The organism is Streptococcus suis (assembly GCF_046032535.1).
In the GTDB taxonomy this organism is placed as follows: Bacteria; Bacillota; Bacilli; order Lactobacillales; family Streptococcaceae; genus Streptococcus; species Streptococcus suis_AK.
This window is the reverse complement of the sequence record NZ_JARQPL010000018.1, coordinates 22,911-42,964: the sequence shown is the minus strand read 5'-3', so window position 1 is coordinate 42,964 and position 20,054 is coordinate 22,911. Positions and strand designations below refer to the sequence as shown.

Genomic DNA, 20,054 nt, shown 5'->3' with positions numbered 1-20,054 from the left:
GGGAAGTAGCTCAGCTTGGTAGAGTACTTGGTTTGGGACCAAGGTGTCGCAGGTTCGAATCCTGTCTTCCCGATTATTGTAAGAGAGCAGCAATGTTCTTTTTTAGATCTTTGTCAACTGTAGTGGGTAGATGAAAAGCTAACACCTAGAGAGGACGAACTTCGTTCTCCCTTTTTTTGTGTTTAAGGCAATCAAAATCCGTTTTTCTAGTTTTCATCTTCCTGAAACCAAAGGCATTTCTTTTAATGACTTTGATGAGATTGTTAGTTGTTTCTAATTTGGTGTTGGAAAATATGAGTTTTGTTGTTTTTCAGTGTAGGTCATAGGGGACTTTTTTCTACACTCAAAAAGGCTCTATATGACTATGGTGGGTTTACCCGTCATAGTCTTATAGGCCTTTTATTTTTTGTTTAGTTTAACAACCGCCTCTGTCCGTGCTGTGTGGGGAAACATGTCGACAGATTGAATGTATTCTACCTTGTAGGCTTTGCTTAGCTCAACAAGGTCCCTTGCAAGAGTGGAGACATTGCAGGATACATAAACCATTTTAGCTGGTTTGTAATCCAAAATGGTTTTGAGGAGCTTTTCGTCGAGTCCAGTCCGTGGAGGATCAACTACCAAGGCATCGGCCCTGTAGCCTTCTTGGTACCACTTTGGAATGATTTCTTCTGCTTTACCTGCCTCATAGTGGGTATTGGATAGTCCCATTCGCTTAGCGTTTGCTTTAGCATCCTCGATGGCTTCTGGAATAATGTCCATACCTCGAACAGATTTGACCTTTTTAGCAAAGGCGAAGCCGATTGTGCCCACGCCACAGTAGGCATCAATCAAGTCTTCATCTCCTGAAATATCCAAAGCCTTGACGGCCTCGCCATAGAGAATTTCTGTTTGTTGGGGATTTAATTGGTAAAATGCCCGTGGAGATAGTGAGAATTCGTAATCTAAAACAGCTTCATCGATAGCTTGTTCTCCCCATAAAATTTCTGTTTTTTCACCATAAATATCACTCGTTTTCTGCCTATTCCAGTTTAGAGCAATAGTGATTATACTTGGAAATTGACTGGTGAGTTCATCAATTAATTTAATAAGATTAACCTGACAAGAGGTGACAAAGATCACTTGAACTTGACCTGTTTTTCGAGCCTTGCGGACCATAACCGTGCGGATTCCATGTTGCTTGCGCTCATTATAAATAGGAATACGGTGCTTGGTGAGTAGCTTTGCGATTCCGTTGATAATCTCTTGTGTTTCGGCATCTTGGACGTAACAATTCGTAATTCCAATCAAGCGATGGGAATTTTCCGCATAGAGACCGGCCTTGACTTGATCTTTGAAAGATCGAGTCTGGAACTGTAATTTAGCACGATAGTGGCTAGGCTTATCCATACCGATTGTTGGATAAATAGTGTAGTTTTCGTAGCCAGCTGGTTTGAACTTTTTTAGGGCCTGCTGCAAGAGATCTTGTTTGAAGTCTAATTGTTTATCATAGCGGAGGTGCATGATTTGACAGCCACAACAGGCTTGATAGATGTCACAGGCAGGCTTGACACGGAATTTTGATTCCTTGTTGATTTTTAACAATTTTGCTTCAACGAAATTTCGTTTGACTGAGGTAATTTGACAAAAAATTTCTTCCCCCTTAAGGGCACCAGGGACAAAGACTAGCGTTTTTTGATAAAATCCGATGCCTTCTCCGTTGATGCCCATTCGTTTGATTTTTAAGGGGATTCGTTGGTTTACTTGTAGATTCATATTATTATTTTACCGAAAAATCCTGTATAATGAAAGAATGAGAATTACAAAAATTGAAAAGAAGAAACGTCTTTATTTACTTGAAGTGGATGGTCAGGATAGTTTGTATATTACGGAAGACACAATTGTTCGCTTCATGCTTAGTAAGGGAAAGGAAATCACGGAGCAGGAGTTTCGTGAGCTTCGCGATTTTGCTCAGTTTTCTTATGGGAAAAATCTAGCACTTTATTACCTTTCCTTCAAGCAACGTACCCAAAAAGAAGTTAGTGATTATCTAAAAAAATATGAAATTGAAGAAAACAATATTGTCAAGATTGTGACGGTATTAGAAGAGGAAAAATGGCTGGACGATGGGAATTATGTTGATAGCTATGTTCGTCAGAATGCTCTAAATGGAGATAAGGGACCAGCTATGATTCGTCAGAAGTTGATGCAGAAAGGAATTCCTAAACCGCTGATTGATAAAAGGCTGGCTGAGGAAGATTTTTCAGAGCTTGCTGGGAAGATTGGGGAGAAATTGGTGGGTAGATACCAAAGAAAGTTGCCTCTTCGAGCTTTGCAAGATAAAGTTGTACAGGGATTGATGGGTAAGGGGTTTTCTTATGAGACGGCCAAACAAAGCCTGGGTCAGTTGGAACTTGTGGCTGATGAGGAAAATGAAGATGATTTAATCGCCAAGGAATTGGATAAGCAGTATAGAAAATATAGTCGTAAATATGAAGGCTATGAATTGAAGCAAAGGTTGATACAGGCTTTAGCTCGAAAGGGTTATGACTTTGATCGGATTCAGACTGTCCTTCGTGATTATCTGTGAAAAAATTTAGCCTAGGTTAGAAAAATATGATATAATAGTCAAGATAAATTGTAATTGTAGAAAGTTGGTAACAAAGTGAAATTACCAAAGGAAGGCGACTTTATTACAATTCAAAGTTATAAGCATGACGGTGAAATTCATCGCACTTGGCGTGACACCATGGTATTAAAAACAACGGAAAATGCTATTATTGGAGTCAATAATCATACCTTAGTGACTGAAAATGATGGTAGGCGTTGGGTAACAAGAGAACCAGCAATCGTTTATTTTCATAAAAAATACTGGTTCAATATCATTGCAATGATTCGTGAAAACGGAGTTTCCTATTATTGTAACCTTGCTAGTCCATATGTTCTCGACAATGAGGCGCTCAAATACATTGATTATGACCTAGATGTTAAGGTCTTTGCTGATGGTGAAAAGAGATTGCTGGATGTGGATGAATATAAGCGTCATCGTAAGGCGATGAAGTATTCGGATGATATTGATTTTATTTTGAAGGAAAATGTCAAGATACTGGTTGATTGGATTAATAACCAGCGCGGACCATTCTCTCCAGCCTACGTTAATATCTGGTACAAACGCTATTTAGAACTGAGAAGTAGATAAAGTTAGAAAAGAAAATCCTGTTTTACAGGCTTTTTTCTTATTGTAAAGGAGGGGCTTATGGCCTTTGAACAAACAAATGGGCGCTATGCAAGTTTTGGAGTTGTGACCTCGCTTCCCGGGGAAGTGATTGATAGTTTCTGGTATGTTATTGATCACTACTTAAAAGGAGTTATTCCTTTGAAAAATGTAATCCGTTTTTCTATCAAAAATCGTCGTGGTAAGATTACGCTGGTCTTTTCGCAGGAAGGTTATAAAAATGTACTGGCTGTAGATTTAAGTAGTCGTTTTGATCCTTTTTATCCCTCAACAATCTTGGTAATGGACAAGCAGGGAAAAGAGACCATTACTTTGCCAGATGAGGTGACCTTGCTTTAGCTTGAAGAGCTGGTATTTTATCACCCAAGATATTGTTAATATATGAAATTTGGTGTAAAATAGATTTGTAAGCTTATGTGGGTTAGAAAGGAGGAGTCTATGGTTAGTCAAACTGTTGAGAAACCTCTCTATTTGCAGTTGGTTGATGAATTGGAAGTTGCAATTCGTGAGAGGATGGCTCCGAATGACAAGTTATTTTCAGAGCGTGAGTTGACACAGGTTTATGGTGTCAGTCGTATTACAGTTCGTTTGGCTTTGCAAGAATTGGAAAAACGGGGCTTAGTCTATAAGAAGCACGGTAAGGGAACCTATGTATCTGAGATTTCAGATACTGCAGTTGATTTGTCTCAGGCCTATAGTTTTACTGAGCAAATGAAAAAAATTGGGAAAGTACCGAGGACATCAATTTTATCCTTTGAATTGGTTAAGGCGTCAGACTATATTGTGCAGCATTTACAACTTAGTCAGGGTGAGGAAGTGTTTGAAGTTGAACGTTTGAGACTTGCAGATGAGGTTCCGATGATGTTGGAAAGGACATATGTTCCTGCCTCGCTATTTCCTGCCTTAACAGCCATCAGGATGAGGGAAAAACCACTCTATGAAATCTTTCTTGAGGATTATGGTCAGACAATTCGACTAGCAGAAGAAGAGTTCTATGCAAGTATTGCTTTGGATAATGAAGCTAAGATACTCGGAATTCCAAGCAATAGTCCAGTGCTTCATTTGGTAAGAAAAACGTATAATGATAAGAATAGAATTATCGAGTTTACGTTTAGTATTGCTAGAGCGGACCAGTTTCGTTACAAGATTACCCATCAACGGGGATATTAGAATTAATACTCTTCGAAAATCAAAATTATTCGTTGTCAAGAGCCTTTATGAAATCCAGTTCTATCTTCGGTTTCGTTTCCTAGGCTACTGTTGATTGTTATTGGGTATGAAAAAAACGCGGACGTTAGTCTGCGTTTTTTTAGCGATGATTGGCTGTAATTTCAAATTTGTAATACTTCCAGTGTTTGTAAGTTTCAGTATATTCCATCACTTCACCGCTAGTACTGTTAGTAGTTGTTTTGTTTTGTAGTACAGCTGGTTCAGTCGCTTTTAATTTCAAATGGCTGGCAACCTCTTTTGGACATGGGCTGACAATTTCATTCGTTTCTACAAATGGTTCCTCGGACATGTGGATATTGTAGTCCAGTTTGAAGCGTTGATAGATTGATTGATAGTGCTCGAGTGGAGCATCGGGATTCTGGATATATCGTTGAGGGATATATGAATTGTGGAAGATGTATGGAGTGTCTTCTGCTGCGCGGACGCGTACAATTTTATAGTAAAACTCATTCTTGTCAAGATTTAGTTTTTCAAGGATATCGGGTTTATTGCCTTTTTCGCACGAGAGAACAGTAACCTTATCCTTATCCATCGGAAAAATCTCAATATCAGAAAATTCTACAAGCCGTCCTTTGCGTGAACGGGATACAAAGGTCCCTTTACCTTGTTGCCGAACGAGGTAGCCGTCTTTAACTAGTTCGTTTACTGCACGAATAACGGTGATAGAGCTAACGTTAAATAGTTTTGTTAATTCAGATTCTGTGTAAAATTTGTCGCCATTTTCAAATTTACCAGAAATGATTTGCTGACGTAAGTCATTTTGTATAAGCTGGTACTTAGGTACTTTCATACTTATTTCCTTCCTTTCCATGACTTATTATACTAAATTAATTGATGAAAATCAAAAAAATATAGCTAGAATCCATAAAAAAATAGATGTAATCCCTTTCTGACTGATGAAATAGATGTGTTTGCAAAAAAAAAGTAAAAATTTTTTAAAAAGTACTGGACATAACCACAAATAAGTGTTAGTATATTAATAGAAAGGTAAGCGGTTGCATCGGAGGAAGAAATGAAAAAATTTTATATTGGAGACCAATTTTATTTAGACGGTGAACCTTTTAAGATTTTATCAGGTGCGATTCATTATTTTCGTGTCCATCCTGATGATTGGTACCATTCTTTGTATAACTTAAAGGCCCTTGGTTTTAATACGGTTGAAACCTATGTCCCTTGGAATATGCATGAACCTCGAAAGGGTGAGTTTTGTTACGAGGGTATATTGGATATTGAGCGATTTTTGAAATTGGCTCAAGAATTAGGGCTTTATGCAATTGTACGTCCTTCCCCTTATATTTGTGCGGAGTGGGAATGGGGTGGCCTCCCTGCTTGGTTGATGAAGGAAGAGCTTAGAGTACGTTCGAGTGATTCGGTGTACTTGCAGCACTTAGATGAATATTACGCTTCTCTTATTCCTAAATTGGCCAAGCTCCAACTCGCACAGGGTGGAAATGTACTTATGTTCCAAGTGGAAAATGAGTATGGCTCTTATGGTGAGGAGAAGGAGTATCTAAGATCGGTGGCTGGCTTGATGCGTAAACATGGTCTAACTGCTCCCTTGTTTACCTCGGACGGTTCTTGGCGAGCAACATTACGTGCAGGAACACTGATAGAGGACGATGTATTTGTAACAGGAAACTTTGGTTCTAAAGCTAGAGAGAATTTTGCAAATATGACGGCATTCTTTAATGAACATCAGAAGAATTGGCCACTCATGTGTATGGAATTTTGGGATGGTTGGTTCAATCGCTGGGGCGATGAAATTATTCGTAGAGAGCCGGAGGAAATGGTTGATTCGGTTATGGAATGTATCGAATTAGGCTCCTTGAATCTGTACATGTTCCATGGTGGAACAAATTTTGGTTTCATGAATGGTTGCTCTGCTCGTGGTCAAATTGATTTGCCTCAGGTAACTTCTTATGATTATGATGCTATATTGGATGAAGCTGGAAATCCTACTAAGAAGTTTTATATTTTGCAACAACGTTTGAAAGAAGTCTATCCTGAATTAGAGTATGCAGAACCGCTTGTAAAAGAGGCAAAAGCTTTTTCAGATGTGTTGCTTCATGATAAGGTGAGTTTATTTGCTACTCTAAAAAATGTAAGCGATTGCGTAAAAGGGTTTTATCCTAAGAATATGGAAGAACTTGATCAGTCAACAGGTTATATTTTATATAGAACAGAGTTGGAGCGGGATAAGACAGAAGCGGAGCGTTTCCGAGTGGTTGATGCGCGTGACCGTATCCAAATTTATGCAGATGGAAAATTCGTTGCAACTCAGTATCAGACTGAGATTGGTGACGATGTTGAATTGGAGTTTAAAGATGACAAGCTAACATTAGATATTTTGGTAGAAAATATGGGACGTGTCAATTATGGGCACAAACTAACGGCTCCTACCCAGTCTAAAGGGCTTGGTCGAGGTGCGATGGCTGATTTACATTTTATTGGTCATTGGGAAACCTATCCTTTGCATCTTGAGTCAGTTGAGGACCTGGATTTTAGTAAGGGCTGGGAGGAAGGTCAAGCTGCTTTCTATCGTTATCAGTTTGAACTGGATGAACTTGCGGATACTTACTTAGACATGACAGGTTTTGGTAAGGGAGTTGTTTTCGTTAATAATGTAAATATCGGACGTTTCTGGGAAAAAGGACCAATCCTCTATCTCTATATTCCAAAAGGATACTTAAAGAAAGGAGAAAATGAAATCGTCGTCTTCGAGACGGAAGGAAAATATAGAGAGAAGATTAGTTTTTCACAGGAACCCGTTTATAAAGAGGTGTAGGTGTTCTGCAGAGAACATCTAACAGAAAGATTTATGAAGAAAAGGAGAACACTGTATGGCAATTATTGCTACGCGTATTGATGGTCGTTTGATTCACGGTCAGGTTGCTAACCTTTGGACTACTAAATTAAATATTAGTCGTATCATGGTTATTGACGATGCGGTTGCTCAAAACGACATTGAGAAACAAGGTTTGAAATTGGCTTGCCCACCGGGGGTAAAATTATCTATTTTGCCAATCGAAAAAGCAGCCAATAACATCAAGGAAGGCAAATATGATGCGCAACGTCTCTTGATTGTTGCTCGTCGTCCAGAAAACTTCCTTCGCTTGGTAGAATATGGTGTAGAACTTGCTGAATTGAACGTCGGCAATATGTCACAATCACCAGAAACTCGTTCTGTAACTCGTTCTATTAACGTTGTAGATAAGGATATTGCAGATTTTGATGCCTTGGCGGCTAAGGGTGTAAAATTATTTGCACAAATGGTACCTGGCGATTCACCAAAAGACTTTATGCCATTATTGGATAAGGTTAGATAACATTCGGATATTTTTGAAAAATTTAAAGGAGGATCACTATTATGCAATGGTGGCAAATATTACTTCTAACGCTCTACTCTGCTTACCAGATTTGTGATGAGCTGACCATCGTATCGTCAGCAGGTTCACCGGTCTTTGCAGGGTTCATCTCTGGTTTAATCATGGGCGACATGGCAACAGGTTTGGCAATCGGTGCTAGCTTGCAGCTCATGGTACTTGGTGTAGGTACTTTCGGTGGTGCATCTCGTATCGACGCAACCTCTGGTGCGGTATTGGCAACTGCCTTCTCTGTATCACAAGGTATTGACCCTGAACTTGCGGTATCTACTATCGCGGTTCCAGTAGCAGCACTTCTTGTTTATACAGATATTGCTGGTCGTTTCTCAACTACTTTCTTTGCACACCGTGTAGATGCTGCGATTGAACGCTTTGACTACGCTGGTATCGAACGCAACTACTTGCTTGGTGCAATTCCTTGGGCACTTTCTCGTGCACTTCCAGTCTTCCTTGCTCTTGCTTTTGGTGGTGGGTTTGTAGATGCAATGGTTAAAACTATTGAACAATACCAATGGATTGCCAATGGTTTGACGCTTGCAGCTCGTATGCTTCCAGGTCTTGGATTTGCAATCTTGCTCCACTACCTTCCACTTAAACGTAACCTTCACTACTTGGCGGTAGGTTTCGCCCTTACAGCTATGTTGACTGTTCTTTACGGTAATGTGTCAGCTTTGGGTGGTGCAGTTGCTGGTATCGTTGGTACTCTTCCTGAAGATGCAGGCGTGGCTTTTGTTAACAACTTCAAAGGCTTGTCAATGATTGGTATCGCTATTGTGGGTGCATTCCTTTCAGTGCTTCACTTCAAAAATAGCCAAAAAGTAACTGTGGTTGCTCCATCAAATTCAGAAAGTGGGGAAATTGAAGATGACGAAATCTAATTACAAATTAACAAAAGAAGATTTTAATCAAATCAACAAACGTAGTTTATTCACTTTCCAACTTGGTTGGAACTACGAGCGGATGCAAGCGTCTGGTTACCTCTACATGATTTTGCCACAATTGCGTAAAATGTATGGAGATGGTACTCCTGAGTTGAAGGAAATGATGAAACTACATACCCAGTTCTTCAATACTTCACCATTCTTCCATACCATCATCACAGGTATTGACTTGGCTTTGGAAGAAAGCGACGGTGTAGCTTCTAAAGACGCGGTTAACGGTATTAAGACTGGTTTGATGGGTCCATTTGCCCCAATCGGTGACTCTATCTTTGGTTCTCTTGTTCCAGCGATTATGGGTACTGTGGCAGCGACTATGGGTAAGGAAGGTTCTCCGGTAGGTATTTTCCTTTGGGTAGCCGTGGCTGTTGCATATGATATTTTCCGCTGGAAACAGTTGGAAGTTGCCTACAAAGAGGGGACTAAACTCATCACAACTATGCGTGATAAGTTAACAGCTCTTGTTGATGCAGCGTCTGTAATGGGTGTCTTCATGATGGGTGCCTTGATTGCAACTATGATTAACTTTGAAGTGACTTGGGCTCCACATGTAGGTGAGAAAGTGATTGACATTCAAGACTTGCTCAACACAATCTTCCCTCGCCTTGTTCCAGCTGTCTTTACAGGATTTGTCTTCTGGCTTCTTGGTCGTCGTGGCATGACTTCTACTAAAGCTATCTTGATTATCATCGCACTTGCAGTTGGACTTTCTGCAATCGGTCACTTCGTATTTGGTATGGCATAATGACTAGAAGTTTAGTATTAGTAAGTCATGGTATCTTCTGTGAAGAGTTGAAGAAATCTACTGAGATGATTATGGGTCCTCAGGAGGATATCTATACAGTAGCTCTTTTACCAGAAGAAGGTCCAGAAGACTTCCAGAAAAAATTTGAAGAAACAATTGCAGGATTGGAAGATTTCGTTGTCTTCGCAGACTTGTTGGGCGGTACACCAGCCAACGTCGTATCACGAAAATTGATTGAAGGTGGGCGGTTTGACCTCTATGCAGGGATGAACATGCCAATGGTTATCGGATTCTTGAACGGCGTCCTGCTAGGTGAAGCAGTTGACTATGTGGAATTCGGTACAAGCAACCTAGTTCATGTCAATAGTCTATTAACAAGTGATGAAGATGAGTGAAAAACTCCAGTGGAGTTTTTCAGCCCGAGCTTAGAAATAAGAGAGCGAGGGAAGTCTAAGTGACTGTTTCAGCCTGAGCCTAGAAATAAGAGAGTGAGGCTAACTCAGCCGATTGTTACAGACGGATTTGATTTTCGTTAATTATAAACTGTTCTATAGTTGATAGGCTTTAAGTATCCTGAGGGAGTTGCAATAGTGACTCCCTCATTTGGCTTGTGAGGAAAAGAAATGATTGAAGTAAAAACATTTGGTAAAAAAGCAAAACTGTATTGCTTGGAAAACAAGAATGGGATGCAAGTAACCTTGACGGATTTTGGAGCTAGAGTGGTGGGAGTGTTCCTCCCTGTGGAAGAAGGTGGCAATTTACGAAATGTCAGTTTGGGAGCAGGGGCGGCTGAGGAATATTTGCAGACGGATCCCTATCCCGGGGCAACGATTATCCCTGTGGCAGGACGGATTTCGGATGCTCAGGTGGAAATTGGTGGACACGTTTATCCATTGACAGAAAATGAATCGGGTCGGACCTTGCATGGTGGTATTGGAACGGCAAATGAGCAGTACTGGGACGTTGAGCTAGACCAGGAGAGAAATCAAGTGACCTTTGGTATGGTCCTAAAAGATGGTTTTAATGGCTTTCCTGGTGATGTGAGGGTCAAGGCTATTTATTGTTTGACGGATAAAAATGAATTGACGGTTGACTACCAGGCTGTATCGGATAAGGATACGATTTTTAATCCGACCAACCATATCTATTTCAACTTGACTGGTGATTTTCAACGGTCAGTTGCCGAGCACCGTATTAAAATTGCTGCCAATCACTATGCTCCGCTTGGGGAGAATAACCTGCCAACGGGTGTCTTAGAAGATGTGACAGGGACGCCGTTTGATTTTAGAGATTTTGCGCCTTTTGCTCAGGGATTTGATAGCCAATATCCTCAAAATGTATTGGTAAAAGGCTATGACCACCCATGGTTATTGGAAGAGGTGGATATTCCGGTAGAAGTTTTGAGTCCAGATGGGAAAATTGGACTCAGTGTCAAAACCAACCAGCCTGCGGTCGTTATTTATACATATAATTTTCCTGTTGAAGCTTTAGCCTGTTACCACGGTGTCTTTAGTTTAGAGTGTCAGGCCTTGCCGAATGCGTGCAATGTCGATGGATTTGGTTCGATTTTGTTAGAGCAAGGAGAAGAATTTTTGTCTAAAACGACCTATCGTTTTACTTGGTAAAAAAATGAGGACTCTAACTGTGTTATAGTTAGGGTTTTCTTGTGTTTTCTAGAAAATATGGTATAATAAACCGGTGTGTTTCAATCGAAGCAGGCGAAAGAGGAAAATAATGACAAAAGAACAAGAATTTTTAAAAGAATTTGAAGCTTGGGTCAACACTCAGGTCATGGTAAACGAGATGGCGGTTGAAGAAAGTCGTCGTGTCTTGGAAGAAGACAAAGATGAGCGTGCAGCGGATGCTTATATTCGTTATGAGAGCAAGCTGGATGCCTATCGATTCATTCAAGGGAAATTTGCCAACTACCATGCTGGCAAAGGTTTTCATGATTTACCAGATGAGTTGTTTGGTCAAAGGCATTATTAAGAAACTATATTCACAGTTCAGCATTTCTATCTAAGGCTAGTTCTTCAGCTATTCATCGTTGTTTTTTTCAAAATACAGTCAGTATTTCCTTAAAAAACGGCCTTGATTAGTAAAAAACTATTTCTTATATATAGGCACTTTACTTGTGAGTACAGGTTCTAAGGAGAAAGGAGTTAACATGGCAAAGAAAAAAGTAAATCGAAAAAAACAATTGAAAAAACAATTAGCAGACTTGAAACGTGCAGGTCGTGTAGGTCTTGAAAGAGCTGCAGAGGTAGTAGAGACAGTTGCTCACAAGGCTGAGGCTGTAGTAGAGCATGCTGTGGAACAAGTGAAAGAAGTTGTAGCAGAGGTGATTTCTTCAGCGACTTCATTGGAAGACTTCTTGGCACTTCCTGAGTTGGAAGGCATTGCGGCAGCACGTTTGGAAACCTTCTACGAAGCAGGTATTCAATCTGTGGCTGATTTTGCAAACCATACAGAAAAAGAGCTCTTAGCTCTTAAAGGCATCGGTCCTGCAACCATCAAGCAGTTGAAAGAAAAAGGGATTGAGTTGAAAGCCTAAATCCCTTGCTTTTCAAGGTGCAATTTGTTACAATAAAGCCATTCAGAGGTGTTTTGAGCCCCATTTGTCACAGGAAGCGGTGGTACTGAGAAATCCGCACAAATGTCAAAACTGGTTGCTGATGATGTGAATCGAATAAGCAAAGTGCAGATAGTTTATCTGAACAAGGGTGGTACCGCGGAATAACTTCGTCCCTGTCTAGCAAGTCTAGGCAGGGATTTTCATTTGGAAAGGAGAAATATGTTACATCATGTTGAAATATACGTTTCTGACTTGGAGACTTCGCGTGCATTTTACGATTTTCTTCTGACCAAGCTGGGCTACTCGCTCTATCAGGAGTGGGAGGACGGGCTGTCTTATAAAAAAGCAGAGCAGTACCTGGTCTTTGTCCAAACGCCAAAGGACTTCCTAGAGGCAGGTTATCACCGGTGCCGTACAGGTCTCAATCATCTAGCTTTTCATGTGGGCACACCTGATGAAATTGACCAATGGCGGAAGGAATTTTTGACCAGACGAGTCAAACTGCTCTACGACGACCGCTATCCCCATGCAGGAGGACCAGACCACTATGCCCTTTATTTGGAAGACCCAGATGGGATTAAGATAGAGTTGGTGGGGGAGTATTAAATTAAAAATTTATTTATAGAAAGAGGAGGTCAGTGTAAGTAAGATGATCGAAACACTGTTGAAGTCGAATGGATTTTCTAGTGAAGAAAGGTGGTATCCTGAAAAATTAGAAAAGTATAAATCACTACTGCGTAATGGAAGTCTTGCTAATATGGAAGATGAGGTAAGAAGAAATCTAGGGTATAGTTTACAGTATTTAGAATTTTTGAATTTACAAATCGAAGAGTTAGTGTTCTCTTCAGTTATAGAGAAGATGATTTTAAAAAACTTTATAATTGTAGCTGTTTCAATTGTTGAAGCTATTCTTGAAGAGATTGTCAAAAATAATAATTGGCAGACCAAAGAATATTTTGAGGTTATTGGAGATGCGATAGACTCTAATGTATTTACCGATCAAGATGGGAGTAGAAAGAAAATACGAACGGAAATTTTAAAGGAATTAGCTGAGCCTAAAGACGTTCAGATGAAGTTTGATGATATTATAAAGAAAATAAAAAATAGGAATAAGAAGAAAAAAGTTCTTAGCTTAAACCACGATGAACTTCTAGCATTGGATCGTTTTAGAAAGCTTCGAAACAAAGTTCATTTATCAAATATAGAGTCAGGAAAAACTAATTGGCACGAATTTTCAAAATTAGAGTATGTTACTGTAAAATTTCTATTATATAGCATATTAACAGATGATGGATTAGAGAATAATAATGCTAATGAGGTTGTCAAGTTTCTAAAACCTAAAGATGACGAGATGACAGTTTTAGCTAGTTTTAAACGATTTGAGGAGAAGTAATTATGAAAGAATTATCACCAAAATACAATCCAGCCGAAGTTGAGGCTGGTCGTTACCAAACTTGGTTGGACCAAGATGTCTTTAAGCCGTCAGGCGATGCGGAGGCTAAGCCTTATTCTATCGTCATTCCGCCACCAAACGTAACAGGTAAGTTGCATCTGGGACACGCTTGGGATACCACTCTTCAAGACATCATCATCCGTCAAAAACGCATGCAGGGCTTTGATACCCTCTGGCTTCCAGGTATGGACCACGCGGGGATTGCCACTCAGGCTAAGGTTGAGGAACGCTTGCGTGAGCAAGGCGTGACCCGTTATGATCTTGGTCGTGAAAAATTCCTCGACAAAGTCTGGGAATGGAAGGATGAGTACGCAGCGACCATTCGTGAGCAATGGGGTAAGTTGGGGCTGTCTTTGGACTACCAACGTGACCGCTTCACGCTGGACGAAGGTTTGTCGAAAGCTGTTCGCAAGGTCTTTGTAGAACTCTACAAAAAAGGCTGGATCTACCGTGGCGAATTTATCATCAACTGGGACCCAGCGGCTCGCACAGCTCTTTCAGATATTGAAGTGATTCACAAGGACGTAGAAGGTGCCTTCTACCACATGAATTACATGTTGGAAGACGGTTCTCGTGCGCTTCAAGTTGCGACAACCCGTCCTGAAACCATGTTCGGTGACGTTGCGGTGGCAGTTAACCCAGAAGACCCACGTTACAAGGACTTGATTGGTAAAAATGTTATCCTGCCAATCGTTAACAAGTTAATTCCAATCGTTGCGGATGAGCACGCAGATCCTGAATTTGGTACAGGGGTTGTGAAAATCACTCCTGCCCACGATCCAAATGACTTCCTCGTAGGTCAACGCCACAATCTGCCACAAGTCAATGTCATGAACGACGACGGTACCATGAACGAGTTGGCAGGTGAATTTGCAGGTATGGACCGCTTTGAAGCCCGTAAAGCAACGGTTGCTAAGTTACAAGAACTGGGCGCCCTTGTTGAAATCGAAAACCGTGTGCATTCCGTTGGACACTCTGAGCGTACAGGTGTGGTAGTTGAGCCACGCTTGTCAACACAGTGGTTTGTCAAAATGGACCAACTGGCGAAGAATGCCATTGCCAACCAAGACACAGCTGATAAGGTAGAATTTTACCCACCACGCTTCAACGATACCTTCCTACAATGGATGGAAAATGTACACGACTGGGTTATCTCGCGTCAGCTTTGGTGGGGGCACCAGATTCCAGCATGGTATAACGAATCTGGCGAAATGTACGTCGGAGAAGAGGCTCCAGCAGGTGACGGTTGGGTACAGGATGAGGATGTCCTAGATACCTGGTTCAGCTCTGCCCTTTGGCCATTCTCAACCATGGGCTGGCCTGATGAAAATGCGGCGGACTTCCAGCGTTACTTCCCAACCTCAACCTTGGTAACAGGCTACGACATCATCTTCTTCTGGGTGTCACGGATGATTTTCCAATCGCTTGAGTTCACAGGCCGTCAGCCATTTAAGAACGTGCTAATCCACGGTTTGATCCGTGACGAAGAAGGTCGCAAGATGTCCAAGTCGCTTGGAAATGGTATCGACCCAATGGATGTCATCGAGAAATACGGTGCGGACGCTTTGCGTTGGTTCTTGTCAAACGGCTCTGCCCCTGGTCAAGATGTTCGCTTCTCTTATGAGAAGATGGACGCGTCTTGGAACTTCATCAACAAGATTTGGAACATTTCCCGCTACATCCTCATGAACAATGAAGGGTTGACCTTGGATGCGGCGCGTGAGAATGTTGCCAAAGTTGCAGCTGGTGAGGCTGGCAACGTGACGGACCGCTGGATTCTCCACAATCTCAACGAAACCATTGCCAAGGTCACTGAAAACTTCGACAAGTTCGAGTTTGGTGTGGCTGGTCACATCCTCTACAACTTCATCTGGGAAGAGTTCGCCAACTGGTATGTCGAGCTGACCAAGGAAGTGCTTTACAGCGACAACGAAGCTGAGAAAGTCATGACCCGCTCTGTCCTTCTCTACACGCTGGACCAAATCCTTCGCCTTCTTCACCCAATCATGCCGTTTGTGACGGAAGAGATCTTCGCCCAGTACGCAGAGGGCTCTATCGTGGTGGCGGCCTACCCTGTGGTCAACCCAGCATTTGAAAACGCGGAAGCACATAAGGGAGTGGAAAGCCTTAAGGACTTGATCCGTTCGGTGCGCAATAGCAGAGCAGAAGTGAATGTTGCCCCTTCTAAGTCGATTACCATTTTGATTAAGACGGCAGATAGTGAGCTTGAAACCTTCTTCAAAGCAAATGAAAACTACATCCGCCGCTTTACAAATCCAGAACAGTTGGAAATCAGCTCAAGCATCGCTGCACCAGAATTAGCCATGTCAGCTGTTATCACCGGTGCTGAAATCTTCTTACCACTCGCCGACCTCCTCAACGTCGAAGAAGAGTTGGCTCGTCTAGACAAAGAACTTGCCAAATGGCAAAAAGAACTAGACATGGTCGGCAAAAAACTCAGCAACGAACGCTTCATCGCCAACGCCAAACCAGAAGTCGTTGAAAAAGAAAAAGAAAAACAAGCCGACTACCAAGCAAAATACGATGCGACACAGGAGCGTATCGCAGAAATGAAAAAATTGGTCTAGTGGTCTAAAACCACTTGATACTTCGTCAACTCACCTTGCCGTACTCAAGTACTGTCTGCGGTGTCGTTTCCTAGTCTCAAGCTGATTTTAACCGCACTAGATTAACTAAATGCCCAGCCTTAAAAGGCTGGGTTTTGTGGTATAATAAGGCTAGAAATTCAAATAGGAGGAGTCTATGCAAGCAACTTACAATATTGATAATCCCAATCTTTCTTACGAAGCCAAGCAGGAGCTCTGGGAAACGGGTTTTGGTCTTCAAAAGGTGGATGGGTTGACTCCGTCTGTTTATATGGAGGAGTTGGCGGATAGGCAAGCTCGTGGAGAATATACCTATGAGCAGGTGTACGAGGAAATTACGAAATACCACCAGTCAACTGATGCCAGTACACAAGAGGCAGATATTGTCTCTCTTCGGATTGTTGAAATGCTTTCTCAAAATGGTTTTAGCCTCCGACCAACCACTCTCTTACATATCCACAAAGAGCTCTTTCAGGATATTTTTGATAGCAGTATTCCAATTGGTGAGTATCGAACGGTTAACATTACAAAAAACGAGCCAGTTTTAAAGGGTGATACTGTAATCTATTCAGATTTTCCACTAATCGCCGCCACTTTGGACTATGATTTCCAGCAAGAAAGGGATTTTTCTTATATTGGGTTAGATAAACAAACCATTGTTGCTCATATCCAATCCTTTATTTCAGGTGTTTGGCAAATCCATCCATTCCGTGAAGGGAATACTCGAACAATCACCGTATTTCTCATCAAATACCTTCGCTCACTTGGATTCGACATTGACAACGAGCCTTTTCAAAAACATGCCAAATACTTTCGAGATGCTCTTGTACTTGACAATGCTAAGTTAGTCAATAAACGCTCAGACTTTTTAACCGCTTTCTTTGAAAATCTCCTCTTGAATGGTCAGAATGATTTGTCAAGTGAGAGGATGTATGAAGAGTTGGGGATTGTTGAATATCAATAAAGACAGGATAGTTTTCAAGTCGGAAATAGACCAGTGAATACTTGGGCTTTTGACTTTTCGTTGATAAGCTCGTTAGGCAATTTGGAGAAATCGTATGTCCTATTATTATGAAAAATCAACGGGTAAGGTTGCGAAGCATCTTGCTCGTTTTCCCTATTATGCTACCGATAAGATTCTGAATTTATTGCAATTTCAAGATAGCAATCAGCAGTTTCTGATTAGTGATAAGCATTTATACGATTACTTTGAAGAACAAAAACATCAGCTAAGTACCGATGAAAAACTCTCCATTCTACTCAATCTTTTTAAGGGGCGTTTGGATGTCTATGCGAAGTCTTATATTGATGAAAATGGGAAAATAAACTATTTTCCTTCTTACAATTATGGCTGGAAAAGTCTTCCTGTTGAAAAGAGAACTTGTCAACCCTTGACCAAACAGGTGTTATTGGCTCACCTACGTGGCGAAATGAGTATTGGCATTTTTCCAATGAGTTTAGAAGATACTTGTTCTTTTTTGGCGATTGATTTTGATAAAAAGAATTGGAGAGAAGAGGTATCCATTCTACGAGATACAGCAGAAAAGTATGGTTTTGAAGGGCATATTGAAATCTCTCGTTCGGGCAATGGTGCTCACCTCTGGTTTTTCTTCGAGGAAGAAATTGCTTGTCAGCAGGCAAGAAATGTTGGGAAACGATTGCTGGAATTGGCCATGCAGGCGTCAAAGGATATTCGCTTTTCTTCATTTGACCGTATGTTTCCAAATCAAGATATTCTGCCCAAGGGAGGATTTGGTAATCTTATTGCTCTGCCCTTACAAGGGGACGCTTTCAAGAAGGGAAGAACCGTTTTTGTTGATAAACATTTTCAGCCCTTTTCTGAACAATGGACCTATCTTCAACAGGTTCAAAAGATTGGACAGAAGAAAATACTAGACTTCTTAGGGCAGGAGTTTTCAGGTTCTGTAGATGATACAGTGTTAGATTGTAGCTTATCAAACGTTATTCAAGTCGAGAAGAGGACGATTTCTTCAAAGACAAATTATTTATTGAGAAAGCTGACATCTTTTCCTAACCCTGAATTTTATCTAAAACAAGCGACCAGACAACCAACCTATCAGACTCCAGAACGTATCTACTTATTTGAAGAAACGGATGAAGTCTTGCATCTTCCAAGAGGAATATTGGCTAGGTTACAGGAATTATTTGAAACAGTAACTGTTAGGGACAATCGCAACAGTTTATCTCCGATTCATATTTCTTTCAAAGGGATCTTACGTTTTGAGCAGGAGCTTGCTTTGGCAGATTTATTAGCTAGTGAGAATGGCTTGCTATGTGCTGAAACAGGTTTTGGGAAGACAGTTCTGGGGGCAGCCTTGATTGCACAAAGGAAATGCCGAACGCTTATCTTAGTTCATAATCGTCAACTGATGGAGCAGTGGTTGGAAAGGTTGGATGAATTTTTAGAGATTGAAGAGGAAGAGGCGGTTCGCTATACTCCTTCAGGGCGTGTAAAAGTAATAGGGCATATTGGGCAATATGGGGCTTCTAAAAGATGGAGGAGTAAACTGGTGGATGTGGTTATGGTTCAATCTCTCTTCCAATTGGACACTATTTCCGAATTTTTGTCGGATTACGATATGATGATTGTGGATGAATGCCATCATGTGACAGCCTTGCAGTTTGAAAAGGTAGTTGCTCAATTTGCTGGACAATATCTATATGGTCTAACAGCAACGCCAGAGCGTAAAAATGGACATCAACCAATTGTTTTTCAACGTATTGGACCAATTTTACATACTGCTCAGTCTGGTCAATACGATTTTAAAAAGAGGATGCTACTCCGTTTAACATCTTTTGGGAAATTGGACTTGGAACAGTCGAATAGTACGAACTTTTCAGCCTTTAATGATTGGCTTGCCAAAGATTCACATCGCAATACGTTGATTGTGCAAGATATTTTCAAACTATATCAAGAAAAACGAAACATCCTTGTCTTAGTCAATCGACGGGAACATATAGAACTATTGGAAAAGCTACTTATTGAAAAAGAAATGACCAATATATTTTGCCTGAGTGGAGCGAGTAAAAGACGAGATACGAAAGAACTTCTGAAAAGAATCAGTGAGCTAGATGAGAATAGTCCCATTGTCCTCATTTCAACAGGAAAGTATATTGGCGAGGGTTTTGATATGCCAAAGTTGGATACATTAATTTTGGCAGCTCCCTTGTCTTGGAAAAATAACCTCATACAGTATGCAGGGCGGCTCCATCGTCCCTATCGAGGTAAAACTGAGGTGAGAATCGTTGACTATCTTGATATACACGTTCCCTATCTTGAAAGAATGTACCAGAAACGTCAGATAGCTTATCGAAAAATGGCTTATCAGGTTGGAGAGAAAGAACAAACCCAAGTATTATTCAGTGGTAGGGACTACGAAGAGAAATTTAGAGAGGATTTGCGGAATACACGCTCAACAGTCTATTTACAATTGTATTCGTTCACTTCTAGTAAGATTCAGGAACTATTGGGACTGCTCCGAGGAAAACAAGTGGTTATTCATGCCTCCAAAAACCATAAGTTAAGCGAGTGGTTAATGGGGTTAAACAGTGACAATGTGAAGGTGAAGCTTGTACCAGAAAGGATTGGTACGACCACAGTTATATTAGATAGTACTACCGTTTGGTACGGCAATTTATCCCCCTTTATTTATCAGTCGGATGACCAAGCTAGTTTGTTGAGGTTGGAAAGTCAAGCTATCGCTGAGGAGTTGCTTGAAAAATTTAATGAAGAATAAAAATTTCGAGATTGATGACAATAAATATGATGTGATAGTAGGACGGATTGAAGAAATGAAAAAACTGGTTAAGTAGGTAGAATATGATAAATGCCCAGCCTAAAATGGCTGGGTTTTGTGGTATAATCTAAAATAGGGGTTGTTTTATGCTTTGA

Annotated in this window: 19 protein-coding genes, 1 tRNA gene and 1 pseudogene; 18 read left to right on the top strand and 3 right to left on the bottom strand. The window is 40.9% G+C overall.

The annotated features are described in order from the left end of the window. Positions 1 to 73, top strand: a tRNA-Pro gene (locus P7J58_RS06810). 65 nt (positions 74 to 138) lie between these two features. Here P7J58_RS06810 and P7J58_RS06805 read toward each other — a convergent pair. Both P7J58_RS06805 and rlmD read right to left on the bottom strand, forming a co-directional pair. After that, a pseudogene (locus P7J58_RS06805) lies at positions 139 to 301 on the bottom strand (transposase); the annotation flags it as partial. A gap of 98 nt (positions 302 to 399) precedes the next feature. Next, positions 400 to 1,752, bottom strand: coding sequence for a 23S rRNA (uracil(1939)-C(5))-methyltransferase RlmD (rlmD, locus tag P7J58_RS06800; protein ID WP_408555965.1), 1,353 nt, complete (start codon positions 1,750 to 1,752; stop codon positions 400 to 402). Between the two features lie 37 nt (positions 1,753 to 1,789). Here rlmD and recX point away from each other — a divergent pair, with 37 nt between their 5' ends. From recX to P7J58_RS06780, 4 genes are all read left to right on the top strand, one after another. Beyond that, a complete protein-coding gene (recX, locus tag P7J58_RS06795) occupies positions 1,790 to 2,566 on the top strand; it encodes a recombination regulator RecX (protein ID WP_044692219.1) in 777 nt (258 codons plus the stop codon). A gap of 75 nt (positions 2,567 to 2,641) precedes the next feature. Beyond that, positions 2,642 to 3,175 (top strand): DUF402 domain-containing protein, encoded by a 534-nt coding sequence (locus P7J58_RS06790; protein ID WP_024375910.1) that lies wholly within the window; start codon positions 2,642 to 2,644, stop codon positions 3,173 to 3,175. A 57-nt stretch (positions 3,176 to 3,232) separates the two neighbouring features. Beyond that, on the top strand, positions 3,233 to 3,550 hold the full coding sequence (locus tag P7J58_RS06785) for a DUF960 domain-containing protein (RefSeq protein ID WP_002942715.1): 318 nt from the start codon (positions 3,233 to 3,235) through the stop codon (positions 3,548 to 3,550). Between the two features lie 99 nt (positions 3,551 to 3,649). Beyond that, positions 3,650 to 4,381: a GntR family transcriptional regulator gene (locus P7J58_RS06780; protein ID WP_029943392.1), complete on the top strand. Its 732-nt coding sequence runs from the start codon at positions 3,650 to 3,652 to the stop codon at positions 4,379 to 4,381. 139 nt (positions 4,382 to 4,520) lie between these two features. Here the strand turns inward: P7J58_RS06780 and P7J58_RS06775 are convergent, their stop codons facing one another. Then, positions 4,521 to 5,231 carry a GntR family transcriptional regulator gene (locus P7J58_RS06775; protein ID WP_172034978.1) on the bottom strand — a complete coding sequence of 237 codons (711 nt, stop codon included), beginning with the start codon at positions 5,229 to 5,231 and terminating at the stop codon, positions 4,521 to 4,523. 222 nt (positions 5,232 to 5,453) lie between these two features. On the opposite strand from P7J58_RS06775, the gene P7J58_RS06770 reads away from it, so the two are divergent. From P7J58_RS06770 to P7J58_RS06710, 13 genes are all read left to right on the top strand, one after another. Next, the gene (locus P7J58_RS06770; RefSeq protein WP_408555964.1) at positions 5,454 to 7,226 is read left to right on the top strand and encodes a glycoside hydrolase family 35 protein; all 1,773 of its coding nucleotides are present in this window, start codon (positions 5,454 to 5,456) and stop codon (positions 7,224 to 7,226) included. Positions 7,227 to 7,281: 55 nt separating this feature from the next. After that, positions 7,282 to 7,767 carry a PTS system mannose/fructose/N-acetylgalactosamine-transporter subunit IIB gene (locus P7J58_RS06765; RefSeq protein WP_004195634.1) on the top strand — a complete coding sequence of 162 codons (486 nt, stop codon included), beginning with the start codon at positions 7,282 to 7,284 and terminating at the stop codon, positions 7,765 to 7,767. Positions 7,768 to 7,805: 38 nt separating this feature from the next. Then, positions 7,806 to 8,702 carry a PTS mannose/fructose/sorbose/N-acetylgalactosamine transporter subunit IIC gene (locus P7J58_RS06760; protein WP_024375914.1) on the top strand — a complete coding sequence of 299 codons (897 nt, stop codon included), beginning with the start codon at positions 7,806 to 7,808 and terminating at the stop codon, positions 8,700 to 8,702. Continuing rightward, on the top strand, positions 8,689 to 9,507 hold the full coding sequence (locus P7J58_RS06755; protein WP_004195637.1) for a PTS system mannose/fructose/sorbose family transporter subunit IID: 819 nt from the start codon (positions 8,689 to 8,691) through the stop codon (positions 9,505 to 9,507). The genes P7J58_RS06760 and P7J58_RS06755 overlap by 14 nt, the downstream gene beginning before the upstream one ends. Next, positions 9,507 to 9,902, top strand: coding sequence for a PTS sugar transporter subunit IIA (locus tag P7J58_RS06750; RefSeq protein WP_408555963.1), 396 nt, complete (start codon positions 9,507 to 9,509; stop codon positions 9,900 to 9,902). The genes P7J58_RS06755 and P7J58_RS06750 overlap by 1 nt, the downstream gene beginning before the upstream one ends. 228 nt (positions 9,903 to 10,130) lie before the next feature. Beyond that, positions 10,131 to 11,132 carry an aldose epimerase family protein gene (locus P7J58_RS06745; RefSeq protein ID WP_408555962.1) on the top strand — a complete coding sequence of 334 codons (1,002 nt, stop codon included), beginning with the start codon at positions 10,131 to 10,133 and terminating at the stop codon, positions 11,130 to 11,132. A gap of 109 nt (positions 11,133 to 11,241) precedes the next feature. After that, on the top strand, positions 11,242 to 11,496 hold the full coding sequence (locus P7J58_RS06740) for a DUF1912 family protein (RefSeq protein WP_002943432.1): 255 nt from the start codon (positions 11,242 to 11,244) through the stop codon (positions 11,494 to 11,496). Positions 11,497 to 11,674: 178 nt separating this feature from the next. After that, the gene (locus P7J58_RS06735) at positions 11,675 to 12,061 is read left to right on the top strand and encodes a helix-hairpin-helix domain-containing protein (RefSeq protein ID WP_408555961.1); all 387 of its coding nucleotides are present in this window, start codon (positions 11,675 to 11,677) and stop codon (positions 12,059 to 12,061) included. Between the two features lie 240 nt (positions 12,062 to 12,301). Next, positions 12,302 to 12,688, top strand: coding sequence for a VOC family protein (locus P7J58_RS06730; RefSeq protein WP_408555960.1), 387 nt, complete (start codon positions 12,302 to 12,304; stop codon positions 12,686 to 12,688). A 43-nt stretch (positions 12,689 to 12,731) separates the two neighbouring features. Next, a complete protein-coding gene (locus P7J58_RS06725) occupies positions 12,732 to 13,475 on the top strand; it encodes a hypothetical protein (protein WP_408555959.1) in 744 nt (247 codons plus the stop codon). A 2-nt stretch (positions 13,476 to 13,477) separates the two neighbouring features. After that, on the top strand, positions 13,478 to 16,123 hold the full coding sequence (locus P7J58_RS06720; protein ID WP_408555958.1) for a valine--tRNA ligase: 2,646 nt from the start codon (positions 13,478 to 13,480) through the stop codon (positions 16,121 to 16,123). A gap of 175 nt (positions 16,124 to 16,298) precedes the next feature. Further along, positions 16,299 to 17,105 (top strand): Fic family protein, encoded by an 807-nt coding sequence (locus tag P7J58_RS06715; protein ID WP_408555957.1) that lies wholly within the window; start codon positions 16,299 to 16,301, stop codon positions 17,103 to 17,105. Positions 17,106 to 17,199: 94 nt separating this feature from the next. Next, entirely contained in the window at positions 17,200 to 19,899 is a 2,700-nt protein-coding gene (locus P7J58_RS06710; protein ID WP_408555956.1) for a TOTE conflict system archaeo-eukaryotic primase domain-containing protein, read from the top strand. Positions 19,900 to 20,054: the final 155 nt, after the last annotated feature.

Bases quoted from the DNA above. Each gene is read 5' to 3' on its own strand.
- rlmD (WP_408555965.1), bottom strand. From the start codon at position 1,752: ATGAATCTACAAGTAAACCAACGAATCCCCTTAAAAATCAAACGAATG.
- recX (WP_044692219.1), top strand. From the start codon at position 1,790: ATGAGAATTACAAAAATTGAAAAGAAGAAACGTCTTTATTTACTTGAA.
- P7J58_RS06785 (WP_002942715.1), top strand. From the start codon at position 3,233: ATGGCCTTTGAACAAACAAATGGGCGCTATGCAAGTTTTGGAGTTGTG.
- P7J58_RS06780 (WP_029943392.1), top strand. From the start codon at position 3,650: ATGGTTAGTCAAACTGTTGAGAAACCTCTCTATTTGCAGTTGGTTGAT.
- P7J58_RS06775 (WP_172034978.1), bottom strand. From the start codon at position 5,231: ATGAAAGTACCTAAGTACCAGCTTATACAAAATGACTTACGTCAGCAA.
- P7J58_RS06770 (WP_408555964.1), top strand. From the start codon at position 5,454: ATGAAAAAATTTTATATTGGAGACCAATTTTATTTAGACGGTGAACCT.
- P7J58_RS06765 (WP_004195634.1), top strand. From the start codon at position 7,282: ATGGCAATTATTGCTACGCGTATTGATGGTCGTTTGATTCACGGTCAG.
- P7J58_RS06755 (WP_004195637.1), top strand. From the start codon at position 8,689: ATGACGAAATCTAATTACAAATTAACAAAAGAAGATTTTAATCAAATC.
- P7J58_RS06750 (WP_408555963.1), top strand. From the start codon at position 9,507: ATGACTAGAAGTTTAGTATTAGTAAGTCATGGTATCTTCTGTGAAGAG.
- P7J58_RS06745 (WP_408555962.1), top strand. From the start codon at position 10,131: ATGATTGAAGTAAAAACATTTGGTAAAAAAGCAAAACTGTATTGCTTG.
- P7J58_RS06740 (WP_002943432.1), top strand. From the start codon at position 11,242: ATGACAAAAGAACAAGAATTTTTAAAAGAATTTGAAGCTTGGGTCAAC.
- P7J58_RS06735 (WP_408555961.1), top strand. From the start codon at position 11,675: ATGGCAAAGAAAAAAGTAAATCGAAAAAAACAATTGAAAAAACAATTA.
- P7J58_RS06730 (WP_408555960.1), top strand. From the start codon at position 12,302: ATGTTACATCATGTTGAAATATACGTTTCTGACTTGGAGACTTCGCGT.
- P7J58_RS06725 (WP_408555959.1), top strand. From the start codon at position 12,732: ATGATCGAAACACTGTTGAAGTCGAATGGATTTTCTAGTGAAGAAAGG.
- P7J58_RS06720 (WP_408555958.1), top strand. From the start codon at position 13,478: ATGAAAGAATTATCACCAAAATACAATCCAGCCGAAGTTGAGGCTGGT.
- P7J58_RS06715 (WP_408555957.1), top strand. From the start codon at position 16,299: ATGCAAGCAACTTACAATATTGATAATCCCAATCTTTCTTACGAAGCC.
- P7J58_RS06710 (WP_408555956.1), top strand. From the start codon at position 17,200: ATGTCCTATTATTATGAAAAATCAACGGGTAAGGTTGCGAAGCATCTT.